Origin of the sequence: Allobosea sp. UNC402CLCol, assembly GCF_000745475.1 — a bacterium.
GTDB classification, from domain to species: domain Bacteria; phylum Pseudomonadota; class Alphaproteobacteria; order Rhizobiales; family Beijerinckiaceae; genus Allobosea; species Allobosea spartocytisi.
The window spans coordinates 324,194-342,810 of the sequence record NZ_JQJJ01000013.1 but is presented as its reverse complement, the minus strand read 5'-3'; the positions used below and the strand labels follow the sequence as shown (position 1 = coordinate 342,810).

The 18,617-nt window shown below is 67.8% G+C and carries 16 protein-coding genes; 9 read left to right on the top strand and 7 right to left on the bottom strand.

The features are described 5' to 3' along the window. Positions 1–92 precede the first annotated feature (92 nt). Both GY40_RS17870 and GY40_RS26640 read right to left on the bottom strand, forming a co-directional pair. Positions 93–2,375 (bottom strand): NADP-dependent malic enzyme, encoded by a 2,283-nt coding sequence (locus GY40_RS17870; protein WP_038364922.1) that lies wholly within the window; start codon positions 2,373–2,375, stop codon positions 93–95. A gap of 122 nt (positions 2,376–2,497) precedes the next feature. Next, entirely contained in the window at positions 2,498–4,321 is a 1,824-nt protein-coding gene (locus GY40_RS26640) for a methyl-accepting chemotaxis protein (RefSeq protein ID WP_051988235.1), read from the bottom strand. A 105-nt stretch (positions 4,322–4,426) separates the two neighbouring features. On the opposite strand from GY40_RS26640, the gene mutS reads away from it, so the two are divergent. Further along, complete coding sequence (gene mutS, locus GY40_RS17860) at positions 4,427–7,153, top strand: DNA mismatch repair protein MutS (protein WP_038364921.1); 2,727 nt, start codon at positions 4,427–4,429, stop codon at positions 7,151–7,153. 4 nt (positions 7,154–7,157) lie between these two features. Here the strand turns inward: mutS and GY40_RS17855 are convergent, their stop codons facing one another. The 3 genes from GY40_RS17855 to GY40_RS17845 all read right to left on the bottom strand — a co-directional run bounded on the left by GY40_RS17855 (position 7,158) and on the right by GY40_RS17845 (position 9,883). Beyond that, positions 7,158–8,015 (bottom strand): C40 family peptidase, encoded by an 858-nt coding sequence (locus GY40_RS17855; RefSeq protein WP_038364919.1) that lies wholly within the window; start codon positions 8,013–8,015, stop codon positions 7,158–7,160. A gap of 51 nt (positions 8,016–8,066) precedes the next feature. Next, a complete protein-coding gene (locus GY40_RS17850; protein WP_038364917.1) occupies positions 8,067–8,420 on the bottom strand; it encodes a MarR family transcriptional regulator in 354 nt (117 codons plus the stop codon). Positions 8,421–8,500: 80 nt separating this feature from the next. Continuing rightward, positions 8,501–9,883 (bottom strand): leucyl aminopeptidase family protein, encoded by a 1,383-nt coding sequence (locus GY40_RS17845; protein WP_248311206.1) that lies wholly within the window; start codon positions 9,881–9,883, stop codon positions 8,501–8,503. Between the two features lie 122 nt (positions 9,884–10,005). On the opposite strand from GY40_RS17845, the gene GY40_RS17840 reads away from it, so the two are divergent. After that, positions 10,006–10,890 carry a tetratricopeptide repeat protein gene (locus GY40_RS17840; RefSeq protein ID WP_156115991.1) on the top strand — a complete coding sequence of 295 codons (885 nt, stop codon included), beginning with the start codon at positions 10,006–10,008 and terminating at the stop codon, positions 10,888–10,890. Positions 10,891–10,948: 58 nt separating this feature from the next. On the opposite strand, the gene GY40_RS17835 is transcribed toward GY40_RS17840, so the two are convergent. Further along, positions 10,949–11,695, bottom strand: coding sequence for an IclR family transcriptional regulator (locus tag GY40_RS17835; RefSeq protein WP_197062773.1), 747 nt, complete (start codon positions 11,693–11,695; stop codon positions 10,949–10,951). A gap of 28 nt (positions 11,696–11,723) precedes the next feature. Beyond that, positions 11,724–12,497 (bottom strand): IclR family transcriptional regulator, encoded by a 774-nt coding sequence (locus GY40_RS17830; RefSeq protein WP_038364913.1) that lies wholly within the window; start codon positions 12,495–12,497, stop codon positions 11,724–11,726. A 163-nt stretch (positions 12,498–12,660) separates the two neighbouring features. Here GY40_RS17830 and GY40_RS17825 point away from each other — a divergent pair, with 163 nt between their 5' ends. From GY40_RS17825 to GY40_RS17795, 7 genes are read left to right on the top strand one after another with little or no spacing between them, the layout of a single operon-like run. Then, on the top strand, positions 12,661–13,452 hold the full coding sequence (locus GY40_RS17825; RefSeq protein ID WP_038365281.1) for a shikimate dehydrogenase family protein: 792 nt from the start codon (positions 12,661–12,663) through the stop codon (positions 13,450–13,452). Positions 13,453–13,494: 42 nt separating this feature from the next. Further along, on the top strand, positions 13,495–14,163 hold the full coding sequence (locus GY40_RS17820) for an amino acid ABC transporter permease (RefSeq protein WP_038364910.1): 669 nt from the start codon (positions 13,495–13,497) through the stop codon (positions 14,161–14,163). 7 nt (positions 14,164–14,170) lie between these two features. Beyond that, entirely contained in the window at positions 14,171–14,821 is a 651-nt protein-coding gene (locus GY40_RS17815; RefSeq protein ID WP_051988233.1) for an amino acid ABC transporter permease, read from the top strand. Positions 14,822–14,858: 37 nt separating this feature from the next. Continuing rightward, entirely contained in the window at positions 14,859–15,704 is an 846-nt protein-coding gene (locus GY40_RS17810) for a transporter substrate-binding domain-containing protein (protein ID WP_038364908.1), read from the top strand. Positions 15,705–15,757: 53 nt separating this feature from the next. Next, positions 15,758–16,537: an amino acid ABC transporter ATP-binding protein gene (locus GY40_RS17805; protein WP_051988232.1), complete on the top strand. Its 780-nt coding sequence runs from the start codon at positions 15,758–15,760 to the stop codon at positions 16,535–16,537. Between the two features lie 60 nt (positions 16,538–16,597). Continuing rightward, complete coding sequence (locus tag GY40_RS17800; protein WP_038364906.1) at positions 16,598–17,065, top strand: MaoC family dehydratase; 468 nt, start codon at positions 16,598–16,600, stop codon at positions 17,063–17,065. Then, positions 17,065–18,594, top strand: coding sequence for an acyl CoA:acetate/3-ketoacid CoA transferase (locus tag GY40_RS17795; RefSeq protein WP_038364904.1), 1,530 nt, complete (start codon positions 17,065–17,067; stop codon positions 18,592–18,594). The genes GY40_RS17800 and GY40_RS17795 overlap by 1 nt, the downstream gene beginning before the upstream one ends. Positions 18,595–18,617 lie beyond the last annotated feature (23 nt).

Sequence of the window (18,617 nt, the reverse complement as noted above, 5' to 3'; positions counted from 1 at the left end):
GCCCGAGACATAGCGCTTCGACGGCGATGCACAAGCCGTCGAAGCGAATGGAGCGCATGAGGCGGGCGCCGGCCCGCCCCATGCGTTGGGCCTCAGCCGCCGATATTGAAGGCGGCGAGCGCGGCCATGTTGACGATGTCGGAATCCTTGGCGCCGAGCGGCACGATCTGCACCGGCTTGTCGAGGCCGACGATCAGCGGGCCGATCACAGTCGCCCCGCCGAGCTCCTGCAGCAGCTTGGTCGAGATCGAGGCGGAGTGGAAGGCCGGCATCACCAGCACATTCGCCGGCCCGGAGAGGCGGCAGAACGGATACTGGCTCATGATCTCGCGGTTGAGCGCGACATCGGCGGCCATTTCGCCGTCATATTCGAAATCGACGCGCTGGCCGTCGAGGATCTTCACGGCCTCGCGCACCTTCTCGGAGCGTTCGCCGGCCGGATGGCCGAAGGTCGAGAAGGCGAGCATCGCGACCCGAGGCTCGTAGCCGAGCCGCCGGCCGACGCCGGCGGCCTCGATCGCGATCTCGGCCAGCTCCTGCGCCGTCGGCATCTCGGTGATCGCGGTGTCGGCGACGAGCACGGTGCGCTCGCGCGAGATCACCACCGAGACGCCGATCAGCCGATGGCCGGGTTTCTCGTCGATGACGCGGCGGACCTCGTCGAGCGCGATCGAATAGTTCCGGGTCACGCCCGTCACCATCGCATCGGCATCCCCGAGCGCTACCATCGCGGCGGCGAAATGGTTGCGGTCCTGATTGATCAGGCGCTGGCAGTCGCGGAAGAGATAGCCTTCGCGCTGCAGACGCTCGTAAAGATATTGCGCATAGGCCGAATTGCGGTGCGAGAGCCGCGCATTCTGGACCTCGATGCCCTTGCCTTCGAGATCGACGCCGAGGAAGGTCGCCGTCTCGTAGATGCGCTCGTCGCGGCCGACCAGGATAGCCTGGCCGAGCCCCTGATTGACGAAGGAGGCGGCGGCGCGGATGACCTGCTCCTCCTCGCCCTCGGCGAAGACCACGCGTTTCGGATAGCGCCGGACACGCTCGAAGATGCCGTTCAGCGTGCCCGCGATCGGGTCGCGACGGGCCGAGAGCTGGGCCTTGTAGGCCTTGGTGTCGACGATCGGCTTGCCGGCGACGCCGGAATCCATCGCGGCCTTCGCGACCGCCATCGGCACGACATGGATCAGCCGCGGATCGAACGGCACCGGGATGATGTAATCCTTGCCGTAGCGCGGGCGGGTGCCCTGATAGGCGGCGGCGACCTCGTCGGGCACGTCCTCGCGGGCGAGCGCCGCCAGCGACTCGGCGGCGGCGATCTTCATCTCCATGTTGATGGTGGTGGCGCGCACGTCGAGCGCGCCCCGGAAGATGAAGGGGAAGCCGAGGACATTGTTGACCTGATTGGGATAGTCCGAGCGGCCTGTCGCCATGATCGCGTCGTCGCGGATGGCATGGACCTCCTCCGGCGTGATTTCCGGATCGGGGTTGGCCATGGCGAAGATGATCGGGTTCGGCGCCATCGAGGCGACCATCTCCGGCGTCACCGCGCCCTTCTGCGACAGGCCGAAGAAGGCGTCCGCCCCCTCCATCGCCTGCGCCAGCGTGCGCCGGTCGGTGACGGCGGCATGGGCCGATTTCCACTGGTTCATGCCCTCGGTGCGGCCCTGATAGATCACGCCCTTGGTGTCGCAGAGGATGACGTTGTCGGGCTTGAAGCCCATCGCCTTCAGGAGCTCGATGCAGGCGATGGCGGCAGCGCCCGCGCCGTTGATCACGAGCTTCGCCGAGGTGATGTCGCGCCCGGTCAGGTCGAGCGCGTTGATCAGGCCGGCGGCGGCGATGATCGCGGTGCCGTGCTGGTCGTCATGGAAGACCGGGATGTCCATCAATTCGCGCAGGCGCTGCTCGATGATGAAGCACTCGGGGGCCTTGATGTCCTCGAGATTGATGCCGCCGAAGGAGGGGCCGAGATAGCGCACCGCGTCGATGAACTTGTCCGGATCCTCGGTATCGACCTCGAGATCGATCGAGTCGACATCGGCGAAGCGCTTGAACAGGACGGATTTGCCCTCCATCACCGGCTTCGAGGCGAGCGCCCCGAGATTGCCGAGGCCGAGGATGGCCGTGCCGTTCGAGATCACCGCGACGAGGTTCGAGCGGGTCGTGTAGTCATAGGCGCGCGACGGGTCTTCCGCGATCGCCAGCACCGGCACGGCCACGCCCGGCGAATAGGCGAGCGAGAGGTCGCGCTGCGTCGCCATCGGCTTGGTGGGAACGATTTCGAGCTTGCCGGGCCGCCCTTGCGAGTGGAACAGCAGCGCCTCCTGGTCGGTGAAGGTCGGGCGTGAGCGCTTCGTCGGTCGGTCGGTCATGAAAGGCGTCTTTGTTCTTGAGCGTTTCCTCGGGGGCCGAGACCATAGGGCAGCGCGCCGCCGCACCACAAGCAGCGCCGTTCGACAATACCCATGCCGGAATGGATAAAATCGCGGAGGGGTCAGAGCCTGCTGCGGACGCGCCGCGCGAATTCGCCGACATAGCGGTCGAGCGCCTCGGTCTGCTCGTCGACCTTGCGCGCGGCGGCGGCGACCCGGATGGCGGCGTCGCCCGTAACGCGCGCCTCGGTTCCCACGGCGCCGATATTGGCGCTGACGGTGTTCGCGCTCGCGGCGACGGCCTGGGCGTCGGCCGCGATGCCGGTCGCGATGTCGGCCTGGCGATTGACCACGCTGGCGATGGCGCCGGAGGTTTCCTCGATCGTCGTCATCGTATCCTGGATATGGACCACGGCTTCGAAGGTCGTGGCGGCGGCGTGGCGGATCTCGCCCAGCGTCGCGGCGATGTCGCGCGTCGCCTTCTGCGTCTGCTCGGCCAGCGTCTTCACCTCGCTTGCGACCACCGCGAAGCCGCGACCGGCCGCTCCGGCACGGGCCGCCTCGATCGTGGCGTTGAGCGCGAGCAGATTGGTGCGGGCCGCGATCTCCTCGATGAAGTCGAGCACGGCGCGGACCTTGTCGGCGGCTTCCGCGAGGCCGGCCACGTCCTGGCGCGTGCTGCGGACATAGCTGGCGGCGGCGCGCACCGTCTCGTCGGCATGGCCGGTCTGGCGGGTCAGTTCGCGGATCGAGGCCTCGATCTCCTCGGCCGCCCGCGCCACGCTGCCGACGCGCAGGGAGGCCGTGCCCGCCTCCTGCGTCACGCCGTCGGCGCGGTGGGTGGTCTTGTTGGCGCTGTCGACCATCTGGCCGGCGGCCTGATGCATGTCGTGGATCGCCTCGCTGACATCGCCCAGCGCCCTGCCGACCGTGCGTTCGAGGTCGCCGGCGAGCTCGTCGAGCGCGGTCCGGCGCAGCGCTTCGATCTCGTCGCGGCGCGTCACCAGCGTCTTCTCGGCGGTGACGTCGAGCAGGATGCCGTCCCAGACATAGGTTCCGTCGGGGAGTCGGCGGCGCGTCGATTCGCTGCGCAGCCAGACCGTGCCGCCATCGGGGGCGTGATAGCGCCCCTCGAAGCGCCAGACCCCGTCATCGGTCATGTCCTCGCGGCGCTGGCCGTCGAAGCGGGCGCGGTCCTCGGCGAACATCTTGCCGAGCCAGACCTCCGGATCGCGTTCGACCTCCTCCCGCGTGATGCCGAGGGCCTTGTCGATGGCAAAGGAGGCGAACTGATAGAACAGCCGGCCGTCCGGCTTCAGGATGCACTGGTAGAGCGTGCCGGGCGCGCGCCGGATCAGCGTCCGCAGCCGATAGGCGGTTTCGCGGCGATCATTGTCGTGGATGACGACGATGCCGGTGAGGATGATGCCGACCGTGCTGACCAGGATCATGGCCGGCACGGCCTCGCGCAGGAAGCGCTCTCCCGCCTCGCCCGGGATGAGGGGCACGGAGGCGAGCAGGCAGACGGCATCGAGCGAACATAGCAGGATCAGGTCGCGCGCCATCAGCGGGCGCCTGCGCCGTGCCAGCCAGATCGCGAAGGCGATGCCGATCAGCATGCGCATCACGATGCCGCTGATGCCGGTGGTGACGCCGACGCCGCCCGTCAGGTAGCGCGCGATGACGAGGGGCACTGCGGTCAGCACCGAGGCCCATGGGCCGCCAATCGGGCCTGCCAGAATGGCGAAGGTGTTGCGCGAATCGACCACCAGCCCCGGCTGGAGCGTGACCGGGTTGGCCATGCTGACCAGCGCGCCGCCCGCGAAGAGCAGGCCGACGACGCAGGAGCGCAGCCAGCTCCGCCCGGCGAACCAGGGAGCGATCACTGTCAGCACCAGCCCGGCGAACAGCAGGAAGAACAGGCTCTGGACGAGATTGATCAGCAAGCGGGCGGCCTTCCGCCGGAAACGATGGAGCCACCCTGCTTTCAATTGTTGAAAGCCGTCCTAACGGATGGCCTTGGCCGCGCATTTTGCTAGCTTGCGCGGCCCATGCGTCACAGCCCTCCCAGCGAAGCCACCCGTTCCGCCGCCCCGGCCGAGGCTGCGCCCGAGCGCGTCACGCCGATGATGGCGCAGTATGTCGAGATCAAGGCCGCGAATCCGGACTGCCTGCTGTTCTACCGGATGGGCGATTTCTACGAATTGTTCTTCCGGGACGCGGAAATTGCCTCGCGCACGCTCGGCATCGTCCTGACCAAGCGCGGCAAGCACCAGGGCGACGACATCCCGATGTGCGGCGTCCCCGTGGACCGCGCCGACGACTATCTCCAGCGGCTGATCGCCGCCGGCCATCGCGTCGCCGTCTGCGAGCAGACCGAGGATCCGGCCGAAGCCAGGAAGCGCGGCAACAAATCGGTGGTGAAGCGCGATGTCGTGCGCCTCGTCACGCCCGGCACCATCACCGAGGAGCGCCTGCTCGAGCCCGGCCGTGCCAGCCTGTTCGTTGCCGTGGCGCGCCGCAAGACCGGCGAGGCCGCCGCCCTCTACGGCGTCGCCGCCATCGACATCTCGACCGGCCGCTTCACCGTGATGGAGACGCCGCAGGACCGGCTCTCCATCGAGTTCTCGCGTCTGGAGCCGCGCGAGATCGTCTGCCCCGATGCGATCCATGACGATCCCGAGCTGAAGGAGTTCTGGCGCGAGATCGCAGTGCCGGTGACGCCGCTTGCCCGGGACGGGCTCGATGCGGCTTCCGCCGAGCGCCGCCTCAAGGAATTCTTCGGCGTCGCGACGCTCGACGCCTTCGGCAGCTTCAGTCGTGCCGAGATCGCGGCCGCCGGCGCGGCCTTGGCCTATGTCGAGCGCACCCAGCTCGGTGCCCGCCCGCCGCTCTCCGCCCCGGTGCGCGATTCCGGCTCGGCGACGATGCTGATCGACGCGGCGACCCGCGCCAATCTGGAGCTGACCCGCACTTTGGGCGGCGAGCGCCAGGGCAGCCTGCTCGCCGCGATCGACCGCACCGTGACGCCGGGTGGCGCCCGCCTGCTGGCCGAATGGCTCGCCGGACCGTTGACCGAGCAGGACGCGATCGCCGCGCGCCATGACGCCGTGGAGCTGCTGGTCGCGGATGGCGCGTTGCGCGAGGATCTGCGGCGGGCTTTGGAAAAGGTGCCGGATGTGGCGCGCGCGCTGGCGCGGCTCTCGCTCGACCGGGGCGGTCCGCGCGATCTGGCCGCGCTCGGGGGCGGCCTGACCGCGGCGCGCGACGTCGCGGCCCTGCTCCTTCGCCGCGGCGACCTGCCGGACGAACTCGCGCGCGCCATCCGGGCGCTCGGCGAGACCGACCCCGATCTGCCCCTGCGTCTGACCGAGGCGCTTGCCGAGGAGCTACCGCTCAACCGCCGCGACGGCCGCTTCGTGCGCGAGGGCTACGATGCGGCGCTGGACGAATTGCGCCTGCTGCAGGTCGATTCGCGCAAGGTCATCGCCCAGCTCCAGGCGCGCTACGCCACAGAGACCGGCTGCCGCACCCTGCGCATCAAGCACAACGCGATGCTCGGCTATTTCGTCGAGGTGCCGCAGGCGGCCGGCGAGGAGTTCCTGCGCGATCCCTGGCGCGCGACCTTCGTGCATCGCCAGACCATGTCCGACGCGATGCGCTTCTCTTCGGTCGAGCTCGGCGAGCTCGAAGCCAAGATCGCTTCCGCCGCCGACCGCGCGCTGAAGCTCGAACTCGCGATCTTTGCGGCGCTCAGCGAAGCCGTTCTCGCCCAGGCCGAGCCGATCAAGGCCGCCGCCCTGGCGCTGGCGGCGCTCGACGTCGTCGCGGCGCTGGCCGATCTCGCCGCCCGCAAGGGCTGGAGCCGACCCATCGTCGATGCGGGCGCGGCCTTCTCCATCGAGCGCGGCCGCCATCCGGTGGTCGAAGCCGCGCTGAAGCGCGACGGAAAGCCCTTTGTCGCCAACGATACCGAATTGTCACCGCCCGGCACCGAGGTGACTGGCGGGCGCATCTGCCTGATCACCGGTCCGAATATGGCCGGTAAGTCGACCTTCCTGCGCCAGAACGCCCTGATCGCGGTTCTCGCGCAGATGGGCTCCTTCGTGCCGGCGGCAAAAGCCCATATCGGCATCGTCGACCGTCTGTTCTCGCGCGTCGGCGCCGCCGACGATCTGGCGCGTGGCCGTTCGACCTTCATGGTCGAGATGGTCGAGACCGCCGCGATCCTGAATCAGGCCGGTCCGCGCGCGCTCGTCATCCTCGACGAGATCGGGCGGGGCACCGCGACCTTCGACGGCCTCTCCATCGCCTGGGCGGCGATCGAGCATCTGCATGAGGTCAATCGCTGCCGCAGCCTGTTCGCGACGCATTATCACGAGCTGACGGCATTGGGAGACCGGCTCGACCGCGTCGCCAACGCGACCGTGCGCGTCACCGAATGGAAGGGCGAGGTCGTCTTCCTGCATGAGGTTGTGCCGGGCGCGGCCGATCGCTCCTACGGCATCCAGGTCGCCAAGCTCGCCGGCCTGCCGCCGGCGGTGGTCGAGCGCGCCCGCGCCATTCTCGGCGAGCTGGAGAAGACCGAGCGTGAGAAGCCGGTCGCTTCGCTGGTCGACGACCTCCCGCTCTTCGCCGCGCCGCTCCGGCGCCCGACGGCCGTGGTCACGGAAGATCAGCCCGACGGCTTGCGCGAGGAGCTGGCGGGGATCGAGCCGGACGAGATGACCCCGCGCGAGGCGCTGGAAGCGCTCTATCGGCTGAAGGGGCTGGCCTGAAGCTCTATCCCAGCCGCTTGATGCTGGTGATCGCGCCGAAGCTCTTGTCGCGGATGCGGTCGCGCGCCTCGCGCAGCGGCTCGCGATGCACGTCCATCGTATAGCCATTAGCGTGCAGCAGCGTGTCGGGAGCGGTCAGGATGCCGACATGGCCCTTCCAGAAGACCAGGTCGCCGCGTTTGAGCCCGGAGAGGCTCTCGTCGAAGGCGACGGCCGTGCCGAGCCCGGCCTCCTGCATGTCGGAATCGCGCGGCGCGGCGATGCCGGCGGCTGCGAGCGCAAGCTGCGTCAGCCCGGAGCAGTCGAGCCCGAGGCTGGTCTTGCCGCCCCAGAGATAGGGCACGCCGAGGAAACGCTCGGCGACCCCAGCGTAATCGGGCTCGAAGCGGTCGAGCGTGGCGAGATGCTTCAGGAAGACATGGCCGCCATCGCTGAGGACAGCGAAATCGCCCGTTTCTCCTGCCACCGTGACGGCGGCGTTGAGCGAGAGCACCGCGAGCGGCGGCAATTTGATCGAGGGACCGGGATAGACGAAGGTCCTGAGCGCGCTGACGCGATGCGTCGGAGCCGGAGCATCGGCTCGCAGGCAATCATCCGGCAGATAGCCGACATAGCCATCGCCTGCGAGCTGAACCCAGGCCCAGCCTTCATAACGCTCATAGACCTGCACCAGCTCGCCCGCGAGCGCTTCGGTATCGAGGGCCGCGTCCGGTCGCGGTTCGCGCCGCAGCGGCGCGGAGGCTGCGACCACGCGCATCGGCTGCGGCTCGGCGAAGGCCGGCGCCTTGACCTGCCCGCGCAGATGGCTGGCGGCGAGATCGGGGCGGAAGGCGGTGATGCGACGGTCGAGAATCACGGTCATGGCGGCACCCTAGAGCATGTCGGACGAGATCGTCATTGTGGGGAGGAGGTCTCAACTCGCCCCGATCTCCTTCGCATGCTCGGTGACGAGGTCTCCCAGCCGCTCCACGGCCAGCGCCCCTGCGACGGTGCGCTGGATCACGACATTGCGCCGGTCTTCCTCGTCGCGCTTGCGGGTGAGCAGGCCGAGCTTGCCGAGCGTGTCGAGCGCGCGGGTGATGACCGGCTTGGTCACGCCGAGCTGCCTCGCCAGCCCCCTGACCGTATGCGGCGGCAATTCGAGATAGACCGTGAGCAGGATCGCGGTCTGGCGGGCCGAGAGATCGGCCTGCCCGTCCCGCACCAGATCGAGATGCACCTGCCGCCAGAGCCTGAGTGCCTGCGAGGGCCTGATCTCCAACGGCATGTGGACGGGGTTCCAGATCGTTACGGACCCGTATCATTATCCTGCAGGAGGAAAGGCGCAATCGGCTTCGCCGATCAGCCTTAACCGGCCGGGTAGAGTTGCTTCGCCAGCGCATAGCTCAATCGCGCCGCCTGGCATTCGCCGCCTTCCGGGCGGCCTGGTTTGGTTGTGGGGTTCCAGCCATAGATGTCGAAATGGGCGTAGGACTGCGTGCGTTCGACGAAGCGGTTGAGGAAGAGCGCCGCCGTGATGGAGCCGGCCATGCCGCCGCTCGAAACATGGTTCACATCGGCGATCTTGGAATCGAGCATGCGGTCATAGGGAGCCCAGAGCGGCAGTCGCCAGACCGGATCGTTCACCGCGAGGCCGATCCGCGCGATCTCGGCGGCGAGCCCTTCGTCATGCGTGTAGAAGGGCGGCAATTCCGGCCCCAGCGCCGTGCGGGCCGCGCCGGTCAGCGTGGCAAAGTCGATCAGCAGCTCCGGCGCCTCCTCGTCGGCGAGCGCCAGTGCATCGGCGAGGATCAGCCGCCCCTCCGCATCGGTGTTGCCGATCTCGACGGTGAGGCCCTTGCGGCTCGGCAGGATATCGCCGGGGCGAAAGGCCGAGCCGGAGATCGCGTTCTCGACCGCCGGCACCAGCAATCGCAGGCGCACCGGCAGCTTCGCCAGCATGATCATCCGGGCGGCGGCGATCGCGGCCGCCGCGCCGCCCATATCCTTCTTCATCAGCAGCATGGCGGCCGCGGGCTTGATGTCGAGCCCGCCGGTGTCGAAGGCGACGCCCTTGCCGACGAGCGTGACCTTCGGATGGGCCGGATCGCCCCAGACCAGATCGATGAGGCGCGGCGCCCGTGGCGAGGCCCGGCCGACCGCATGGATCATCGGCAGGTTCTCGGCGATCAACTCGTCGCCGGCGATGCTGATGACGCTCGCGCCGCATTCGGCCGCGAGCACCTGGATCGCCGCCTCGATCTCGTCGGGGCCCATGTCGTTGGCCGGCGTGTTGACGAGGTCGCGCGCCAGCATCGCCGATTCCGCGATCAGGCTGATCTCCGCCCCGTCCACGCCCGCGGGCAGGACGAGCCGGGCCTTCGCCGGCGCAGGCTTGCGGTAGCGGTCGAAACGGTAGCCCTGCAGCAGCCAGCCGAGCGTGGCCAGGTCGGGATCGTCGATCTCTCCCGCGAGCGCATAGTCCCCCGCCGGCAATTGCGCCGCCAGCCGCGCGGGCGCGAAGGGATCGCGGTTGCGGCCCGGCCTGTCGAGGCCGAGCAGCACGGCGGCGAGCCGCCCTTGGGCATCCGGCAGGAAGCAATGCTGCCCCGTCCGCGCCGTGAAGCCCTGCGCCAGCGTGAAGCTGCGCTGCTCGGATGTCAGGCGTTCCTGAAGATCGGGCCAGCCCGGCGCGGAAACGGCATGAACGGGGATCGCGGCGGCGGCGGCGGAGGTCAGGAGGCTGTGCACGGGCGGGAACCGGTTTCGGGGCGGTGGGAGCGGCTGGTTAACAATGCATTAGGGTTAACGCTTTATCACCGGAGCGACCAGACGAACCCATCAGGACGTAAGTCCGCGAGGCTATCCGGCCCATGTCGCAAACACAGCCCGCTTCCCGCCCTCCGTTCCCGCGTCGCCGGCGTGCCGGTCTCGGTTTCGCCGTTGGCCTTGCGGCGCTGGCGCTCGCCGGCTGCCAGAGCCGCGGCGGCCCCGGCGACATCACCGGCTCGATCGGCCGCAGCCAGCCGGCTCAGCCGCGCACGGCCTCCGACTGGCAGGCCGAGCGCGATAGCTGGGCCAGGCGCTACGACGCCAATCCGAAGGACCGTGACGCGGCGTTCTACTATGCCCGTGCCTTGCGCGCCTCCGAACAACATGCACAGGCCCTCGCCGTTCTCCAGAACGCGGTGCTCGTGCATCAGGACGATCGCGAACTGCTCGGGGCCTATGGCCGTTCGCTCGCCGACAATGGCCGCCTGCGCGAGGCCGACGAAGTGCTCTCCCGCGCGCATTCGCCGGAGCGGCCGGATTGGCGCATCCTCTCGGCCCAGGGCACCGTCGCCGACCAGCTCGGCGAGCACGACCGGGCGCAGCAGCTCTACCAGACCGCATTGAAGCTCGTGCCGAACGAGCCGACGGTGATGTCCAATCTCGGCCTCTCGCTGGCGCTGTCGCGGAACCTGCCGGAGGCGGAGCGCGTCCTGCGCGAGGCGGCGGCTACGCCCGCGGCCGATGTGCGCGTCCGCCAGAATCTGGTTCTCGTCCTCGGGCTGCAGGGCCGCTTCGGCGAGGCGGAGACGCTCGCTCGCCAGGACCAGAGCCCGGCGGAAGCGGCGGCGGCCATCGCCTATCTCAAGCGCAGCGTCAGCCAGCAGAACAGCTGGGATCTGCTGAAGGGAAAAGCCCGCGTGCAACCGGCGCCGAAGCCGCCCTTGGCGCGAGGGCCGGGCGCGGCCAGCACACAGGATCAAGGCTGACCCGTCGAGGAGGACGCCGGCGATCGGCCGGCTACGAGCGTGGCCCGATCAGGGCCAGCTAATGAAGACTGAACAAGGGTGATGAAGCCGCCGCCGCGCCGAGTTCGTTGGCGCTCGCCTGCAGCCAGGGGGCAATCTCGGCCATCCGTTCCCGGGTCATCCGGATCGTCGGGCCTGCTACGCTGATCGTTCCGACCGGATGCCCGACGCCGCGCTTGCGGATCGCGGTGGCCATGGCTGATGTGCCGACCTCGTAGGCCTCGGTCACGCAGGCGTAGCCGAGCCTGCGCGTCTGCTCGATCTGCTCGAGCAGCTGATCGATCGTGCGCGGCGCGTTGGGCCCCAGATCCGGTCGATGCAAGCCTTGTCTTTCGACCACCATCCGCAGCTGCGCATCGTCGAGGCTCGCGAGCCAGGCCTGCCCGTTCGCGGTGGCGGCAAGATAGACTTCGGTCTCGGTATGGGGGACGTAGAACAGTCCGCTTTGCGCGCTCTGGGATTTGGCGACCCAGGTCAGATGGTCGCTTTCGACGACCGCGAGCCTCACCAATTCCCCCGTTCGCTTGGCGAGGTCGTCGAGAATGGGCTGGACGAGGTCGGTGATGCCGCTGGTTCCGAGATAGGCGAGCCCCAGCGCCGCGAGCTTGACGCTGAGGCGCACCGCGCCATCGGGCGAGCGGAAGACGAAGCCGCCTTCGACGAGCCCCTGAACCGTCCGCTCGGCTGCGGCCTGTGGAATCTTCAGCAGTTGCGCCAGTTCGCGCGGGGCAAGGCCGTTCGGATACTGCGCCAATGTTTCAAGCATGCCGAGAGCCCGGATTCGACTGGACATGTCAGTGCGCCGTCCCGGGGAACAAGGGCAGTTCCTCGCTGGCCTTGGCGATCGCCTCCGCCGTTTCGCGCAGCGGCGGCAGGATGCGATCCATCGCTTCGCTCGTCATGCGGATGACGGGGCCGGCAACGCTGATCGTGCCGATCGGGCGTTTCGAGCGCTCGCTGAAAGCCGCGACGGCGATGGCCGCGGTTCCTGGCTCGTAGGTCTCGAAGATCTTGGCGTAGCCCAGTTCCCGCGCGGTCTCGACGAAACCCAGCAGCTCGCGCATCGTCCGCGGCGCATTGGGGCCGTATCCCTCGCGCTTCAGGCCCTGCCGGGCCGCCAATTGCAGCGCCTCGTCCTCGTCCAGGCAGGACAACCAGGCATGGCCGTTCGAGGTCGCGGCCAGATAGACCTCGGCGCCTTCATCGGGGTTGTAGAGCAGCCCGCGCCGCGCACCTTGCGCCTTCGCGACGCGGATCAGTTTCTCGTCGTGGATCACGGCCAGCGTCACCAGCTCGCCGGTCTTGTCGGCGAGTTGGTCGAGAAGCGGCTGGATCCGGGTGGTCACCCCGGCGGAAGCCAGGTGGCTGAAGCCGAGCGCGACGATCTTGGCCGTCAGCCGATAGGCCCCGCCCTCGAACTCCTGGCGGACATAGCCTTCGTCCTTGAGATCGGCGAGCAGCCTATGCGTCGCACTGCGGGGGATCGCCAATGCGTCGGCGATCGCCATCAGCGGCAGGCCGCCGGCGTGGCGCGACAGCATCTCGATTATCGCGATCGCCCGATCCATGGCACCTCCATTCCAATTGGAAGCTTATTCAAATTGGAACGCAGTGTCACTTCTCTTGACCGCAGTGGAACTATGATATTTATGGAACCAGTTCCACTTTATCGAACGGGCCCGATCCGTGGCGGTAGCCTCCTTCGTCAACGACAAGCGCGATGCTCCAGCCGTGGAGTCGATCACCGGTCGCACGCGCCTCTTCGCCGTGCTCGGCGACCCGGTGGCGCAGGTCATGGCGCCGGCCATGATGAACCGGCTCTTCCGCGAGCGTGGCGTGGATGCCGCACTGATTCCGGTGGAGGTGTCGCCCGGCGATCTGGCTGCCGTCGTCGAAGGCCTGAAGCGGATCGGCAATCTCGACGGCTTCCTCGTCACGGTGCCGCACAAGCTCGCGGTCTGCCGTCACGCGGATCGGCTCAGCGAGGCCGCGCGGCTGGCGGGGTCCGTCAATGCGATGCGGCGCGAGGCAGACGGCAGTTGGTCTGGCGACAATTTCGACGGTGCGGGCTTTGTGCGGGGTCTTCTCGGCGCCGGCCACGCCATCGCGGGCAAGCGCCTCACCCTCGTCGGCGCGGGAGGGGCGGGCGTCGCGATCGCCGCCGCGGTCCTGCAGGCGGGGGCATCGACAGTGTCGGTCGTCGATATCGATCCGGTGCGGGCAGAAGCGCTCGCGGGCCGTCTTGGCGAGCGCTGGCCGGGTCTTGCGCGGGCCGCAAGCTCTCTCGATCCGGCGAGCGACGTGGTGGTGAACGCCACGCCGCTGGGTTTGCGCGAGGATGATCCGCTGCCCTTCGCGCTGGATGGCCTGCGCGCCGAAGCCATCGTCGCCGACATCATCATGAAGCCGGCGCAGACGCGGCTGCTGCGCGAGGCTGCTGCGCGCGGCCTGCGAACGCATCCCGGACTTCCGATGCTGAACGAGCAGATTCCCCTCTACCGGGAGTTCTTCCGCATCCCCTGAGACACCGACCCCGGCGAAAGACCGGGGCGCCTGGAGGAAACCTTGACGTATCAGTTCGATTTCTCGGTCCTGCTTCCCTACTGGGAGCAGCTGCTGCGCGGCTGCTGGCTGACGATCCTGCTCTCGGCGATCTCGATCTCGGCCGGGCTTACGATCGGCATCCTGACGGCGCTTGCCAAGCGAAGCCGGTTCACGACGGCACGGATCGCGGCCGGCACCTATGTCGAGATCATCCGGAACACGCCGTTCCTGGTGCAGGTCTTCTTCATCTTCTTCGGCCTGCCGGCGCTCGGCATCAGCTTCCAGCCCTGGAGCGCCGCCATCCTGGCGCTGAGCCTCAACTGCGGGGCCTTCTCGGCGGAGGTCATCCGCGGCGGCATCGACGCGATCGCGCGCGGCCAGTACGAGGCCGGCACGGCGCTCGGCCTCAAGCCGCTGCAGATCTTCCGCCACATCGTCCTGAAGCCGGCGCTGCGGATCATCTTCCCGGCTCTGTCCGGCCAGTTCGTGCTGACGCTGCTGACGACCAGCATCGTCTCCTCGATCTCGGCGGAGGAGCTGACCTCGATCGCCCAGTCGATCGATACGCTGACCTTCCGCAGCTTCGAGATCTACATCGTCGCGACGATCCTCTACCTGACGATGTCGTTCGGCTTCGCGACTTTGTTCAAGCTGATCGACCGCGTCTATTTCTCCTATCCGGTGAAGTGAGGGCGCCATGATCAGGCAATTCGGTCTGCCGGAAGCGCTCGCCATCCTCTCGGGTGTGCAGGCGACGATCCTTCTCTCCCTGATCGCCTTCGTCGGCGGCGGTGTCGTCGGGCTCGCGGTCGCGCTGATGCGCACTTCGGAACGGACATGGCTGCAGCGCTGCGCCGGCTTCTATATCGATTTCTTCCAGGGAACGCCGCTGCTGATGCAGCTCTTCCTCGTGTTCTACGGGTTGCCGGTGCTCGGCTACAAGGTGAACCCCTGGATCGCCGTCGCCATCGGCTTCACGCTGCATGCCAGCGCCTTCCTCGGAGAGATCTGGCGCGGCAGCATCCAGGCCGTGCCACGCGGGCAGACCGAGGCCGCCTATGCTCTGGGCCTGAGCTATGCCTCCCGCATGCGCAACGTCGTGCTGCCGCAGGCGATGCGGATCTCCGTCGCGCCGACCGTCGGCTTCATGGTGCAGCTCATCAAGGGCACTTCGCTCGCCGCGATCATCGGCTTCGTCGAATTGTCCCGCGCCGCCCAGATCATCGCCAGCGCGACCTACAAGCCGCTGCTCGCCTATGGCTGCGCGGCGATCGTCTACTTCGTCCTCTGCTTCCCGCTTTCACGCCTGAGCATGCGCCTCGAGAAGCGCTTCGCCGTGAAGACCTGACGACCCCTGAAAACAACATCAACCGGAGGAAACACCCATGAACTGGATTCAGACGTTCCGGCGTACGGCGCTGGCTTCGGCCATCGTGCTGGCAGCCGCATCCGCGATGGCCGGAGCCGCTGCGGCGCAGACGGTGGAGTCGATCAAGAAGGGCGGCGTGCTCAAGATCGGCTCGCAGGTCTCCCAGGTGCCCTGGGGCTTCAGTGATGCTTCCGGCAAGCTGACGGGCTTCGACATCGAGCTCGGCGAGATGCTGGCGAAGGATCTCGGCGTGAAGGCCGAGGTCACGCCGGTCACGTCGAGCAACCGCGTCGCCGCGCTGCTGACCGGGCAGGTCGACGTGCTGGCGGCGGTGATGGGCATCTTCGCCGACCGGCAGAAGGTCGTGCTGTTCTCGCGGCCCTACACCACCAACGACACGATCTATATCGGCAAGGCCTCGGCCAACATCAAAGGCTGGAACGATCTGAAAGGCGTCCGGGTCGGTGTTCCGCGCGGCACGCCGCAGGACATCGCCATCACCAAGGCGGCGCCGGCGGGTGCCACCATCCAGCGCTTCGACGACGACGCTGCGACCGTGCAGGCGCTGATCGCGGGACAGGTCGACATGATCGGTGGCGCCGCGACCCAGGTTCCGAACATCGCCCAGGTGGCCGGTCCCGGCAAGTTCGAGCAGAAGTTCATCGTGGCGCGCGCCTATAACGCCTTCGCGGTACGGCCCGGCTCGCGCGAATGGGCCGATTATCTCAGCGATTTCGTCGCCCGGAAGCTGGCGAGCGGCGAGTTGCCGGCGCTCTACAAGAAGTGGATCGGTGGTGAGCTCGCCGAGATGCCGAAGACGGGCGAGGGCGAAGCCGCGCTCCCGGTTTCGATGGTGCAGTGACCGCGCGCGGGCGGCGTCCCCGCCGCCCGCCACTCTCCGGAATGAGCAAGACCATGTCAGTCAATCCCGATCAACGAAGCCGCGCGAGCGCATCCGCCGACGCCCCGATCATCGAGATCGCGGGCCTGCGGAAATGGTTCGGCACCTTCCAGGTCCTGCAGGACATCGCGCTGACCGTTGCGCGCGGTGAGCGGATCGTCATCTGCGGGCCGTCGGGCTCCGGCAAATCGACGCTGATCCGCTGCGTCAACAGCCTCGAGCGCTATCAGGAAGGACGCCTCGTCGTCGACGGATACGATCTCGGCGCCGGGCAGAAGAACATCGACACCGTGCGCGCCGAAGTCGGCATGGTGTTCCAGCAGTTCAACCTCTTTCCCCATCTCACGGTGATGGAGAACTGCATGCTGGCGCCGATGAAGGTGCGCGGCACACGGAAGAAGGAGGCGCAGGAGCTGGCGATGCGCTTTCTCGCCCGCGTGCGGATCGCCGACCAGGCGCTGAAATATCCCGCCCAGCTCTCCGGAGGCCAGCAGCAGCGCGTCGCGATTGCCCGCGCGCTCTGCATGACGCCGAAGATCATGCTGTTCGACGAGCCGACCTCGGCGCTCGACCCCGAGATGGTCAAGGAGGTGCTCGACACCATGGTCGGCCTCGCCGAGGACGGCATGACGATGCTCTGCGTCACCCACGAGATGGGCTTCGCCCGCAAGGTCGCCGACCGCGTGATCTTCATGGATGCCGGACAGATCGTCGAGATGGGCAAGCCTGAGCCCTTCTTCGCGAACCCGCAGAATCCCCGGACGCAAGCCTTCCTCGGGCAGCTCCTGCACTGACGCATCGCAAGCCGCGCGGGCAGCGCCCATCGCCGCAGACGTTTTCCAAAGGGACCCATCATGCTTCCGGGCAAGTTCTACGAAGAGATCCAGATCGGCGACGAACGCCTGACGCCGCGCGTCACCGTCACCGAGGGCCATGTCCTGGCCTATGCCGGCGTCGCCGGCGACTTCTCGCCGATCCATATGGACGAGGTTTATGCCCAGTCGACGGTGTTCGGCGGACGCATCGCCCATGGGCTGATGGGCTTGTCGCTGACCGACGGCATGAAGGTGCAGTCCGGCTTCTTCCATGACGGCATCGCGCTCGGCTGGAGCTGGAACTTCAAGAAGCCGATCCGGATCGGCGACACCTTGCAGGTGAAGTTCCGCGTCGCCGATATGCGCATTCCGAAGAGCCGCAGCGACATGGGTATCCTGACCATCGCCATCGCGCTCCTCAACCAGCATGGCGAGGTGGTGCAGGAGGGCGAGCACCGGCTGATGGTGCCGCGCAAGCCTGACGCAGGCCAGGCGGAGGCCAACTGATGGCCCGCAACAAGTTCATGAGCGCCGATCAGGCCGTCGGGCTGATCAAGGATGGCGACACCGTCGCGCTGGTCGGCGGCGGCGGCGGCCTGATGGAGGCGACGCATACCTTCCGCGCGGTCTCGCGCCGCTTCCTCTCGACCGGCTATCCGCGCCAGCTCACCGTGCTCCATGCGCTCGGGATCGGTGACAAGAAGAGCGAGGGGATGAACCACTTCGCGCATGAGGGCTTGGTCAAGCGCGTCATCGGCGGCCACTGGGTCTGGTCGCCGAAGATGCAGGAGATGGCGCGCGACGAAAAGATCGAGGCCTATGTCCTGCCGAGCGGCTGCGTGATGCAGCTCTATCGCGAGATCGGCGGGCAGCGGCCGGGCCTGTTCACCCATGTTGGCCTCGGCACCTTCGTCGATCCGCGGCACCAGGGCGGCAAGATGAACGCCTCGGCCAAGGAGGATCTGGTCGAGGTCGTCAATCTCGGCGGGCAGGAGCTGCTCTGGTACAAATCCTTCCCGATCAATGTTGCGATCATCCGCGGCTCCTTCGGCGATGCCGACGGCAATATCAGCCTCGATCAGGAGGCCGCGAATGTCGATGTCTATGCGGCTGCCCTCGCGGCGCATAATTCCGGTGGCATCGTCATCGCGCAGGTCCGCACGGCCGTCGACGTCAACTCGCTGCCGGCGCGGTCGGTCCGGGTTCCCGGCGCCATCGTCGACGCGGTGGTGGTCGATCCCGACCAGCGCATGAGCTACGACCTGCCCTATGATCCGCTGATCTCCGGCGAGCGCCGCGGGCCCACCCCGCTCGATCCGCCTGAGCCGCTCAACATTCGTTCGCTGATCGCCCGGCGCGCCTACCAGGAATTGACCGAGGGCGACGTCATCAATTTCGGCGTCGGCATCGGCGAGGGCGTCGCCAAGATGGTGGCGGAGCGCGGCGAAGTCGGGCGCTACTACCAGACGATAGAGCACGGCACCTATGGCGGCTCGCTGCTCGTGGGCCTGCTCTTCGGCTTCGCGCGCAGCGCCTCGGCCATGATCGACGGCCCCTCGCAGTTCGACTTCTATGCCGGCGGCGGGCTCGACACGGCCTTCCTCGGCTTCGGCGAGCTCGACGAGGCGGGTGACGTCAACGTCTCCAAGCTCGGCGGGCTGACGGTCGGGCCCGGCGGCTTCATGGACATCGCGCAGAACGCGAAGAAGGTCGTGTTCTGCGGAACCTTCGATACCAAGGGCAGCAAGCTTCAGCTCGGCGACGGCAAGCTGACGATTGCACAGCACGGCCATGTGCGAAAGCTTGTCGGCAAGGTCGAGCAGATCACCTATTCCGGCAAACAGGCGCTGAAGCGCGGCCACAAGGCGGTGTTCGTGACGGAGCGGGCTGTCTTCAACCTCGAAAACGAGGGGCTCGTCCTGAGCGAAGTCGCGCCCGGCGTCGATATCCGCCGCGACATCCTCGAGCGGATGGACTTCATGCCGCTCATTCCCCGCGATCCGCAGCTCATGGACAGCGCGATCTTCACCGACTGAACCGGCCTTCGATCCGTTCCGAG

Excerpts from the sequence above, each read along its gene's own strand:
- GY40_RS17855 (WP_038364919.1), bottom strand. The coding sequence starts at position 8,015 with ATGACCGTGATTCTCGACCGTCGCATCACCGCCTTCCGCCCCGATCTC.
- GY40_RS17835 (WP_197062773.1), bottom strand. The coding sequence starts at position 11,695 with ATGCTTGAAACATTGGCGCAGTATCCGAACGGCCTTGCCCCGCGCGAA.
- GY40_RS17815 (WP_051988233.1), top strand. The coding sequence starts at position 14,171 with ATGATCAGGCAATTCGGTCTGCCGGAAGCGCTCGCCATCCTCTCGGGT.
- GY40_RS17870 (WP_038364922.1), bottom strand. The coding sequence starts at position 2,375 with ATGACCGACCGACCGACGAAGCGCTCACGCCCGACCTTCACCGACCAG.
- GY40_RS17810 (WP_038364908.1), top strand. The coding sequence starts at position 14,859 with ATGAACTGGATTCAGACGTTCCGGCGTACGGCGCTGGCTTCGGCCATC.
- GY40_RS17805 (WP_051988232.1), top strand. The coding sequence starts at position 15,758 with ATGTCAGTCAATCCCGATCAACGAAGCCGCGCGAGCGCATCCGCCGAC.
- GY40_RS17800 (WP_038364906.1), top strand. The coding sequence starts at position 16,598 with ATGCTTCCGGGCAAGTTCTACGAAGAGATCCAGATCGGCGACGAACGC.
- GY40_RS17830 (WP_038364913.1), bottom strand. The coding sequence starts at position 12,497 with ATGGATCGGGCGATCGCGATAATCGAGATGCTGTCGCGCCACGCCGGC.
- GY40_RS17795 (WP_038364904.1), top strand. The coding sequence starts at position 17,065 with ATGGCCCGCAACAAGTTCATGAGCGCCGATCAGGCCGTCGGGCTGATC.
- GY40_RS17840 (WP_156115991.1), top strand. The coding sequence starts at position 10,006 with ATGTCGCAAACACAGCCCGCTTCCCGCCCTCCGTTCCCGCGTCGCCGG.
- mutS (WP_038364921.1), top strand. The coding sequence starts at position 4,427 with ATGCGTCACAGCCCTCCCAGCGAAGCCACCCGTTCCGCCGCCCCGGCC.
- GY40_RS17850 (WP_038364917.1), bottom strand. The coding sequence starts at position 8,420 with ATGCCGTTGGAGATCAGGCCCTCGCAGGCACTCAGGCTCTGGCGGCAG.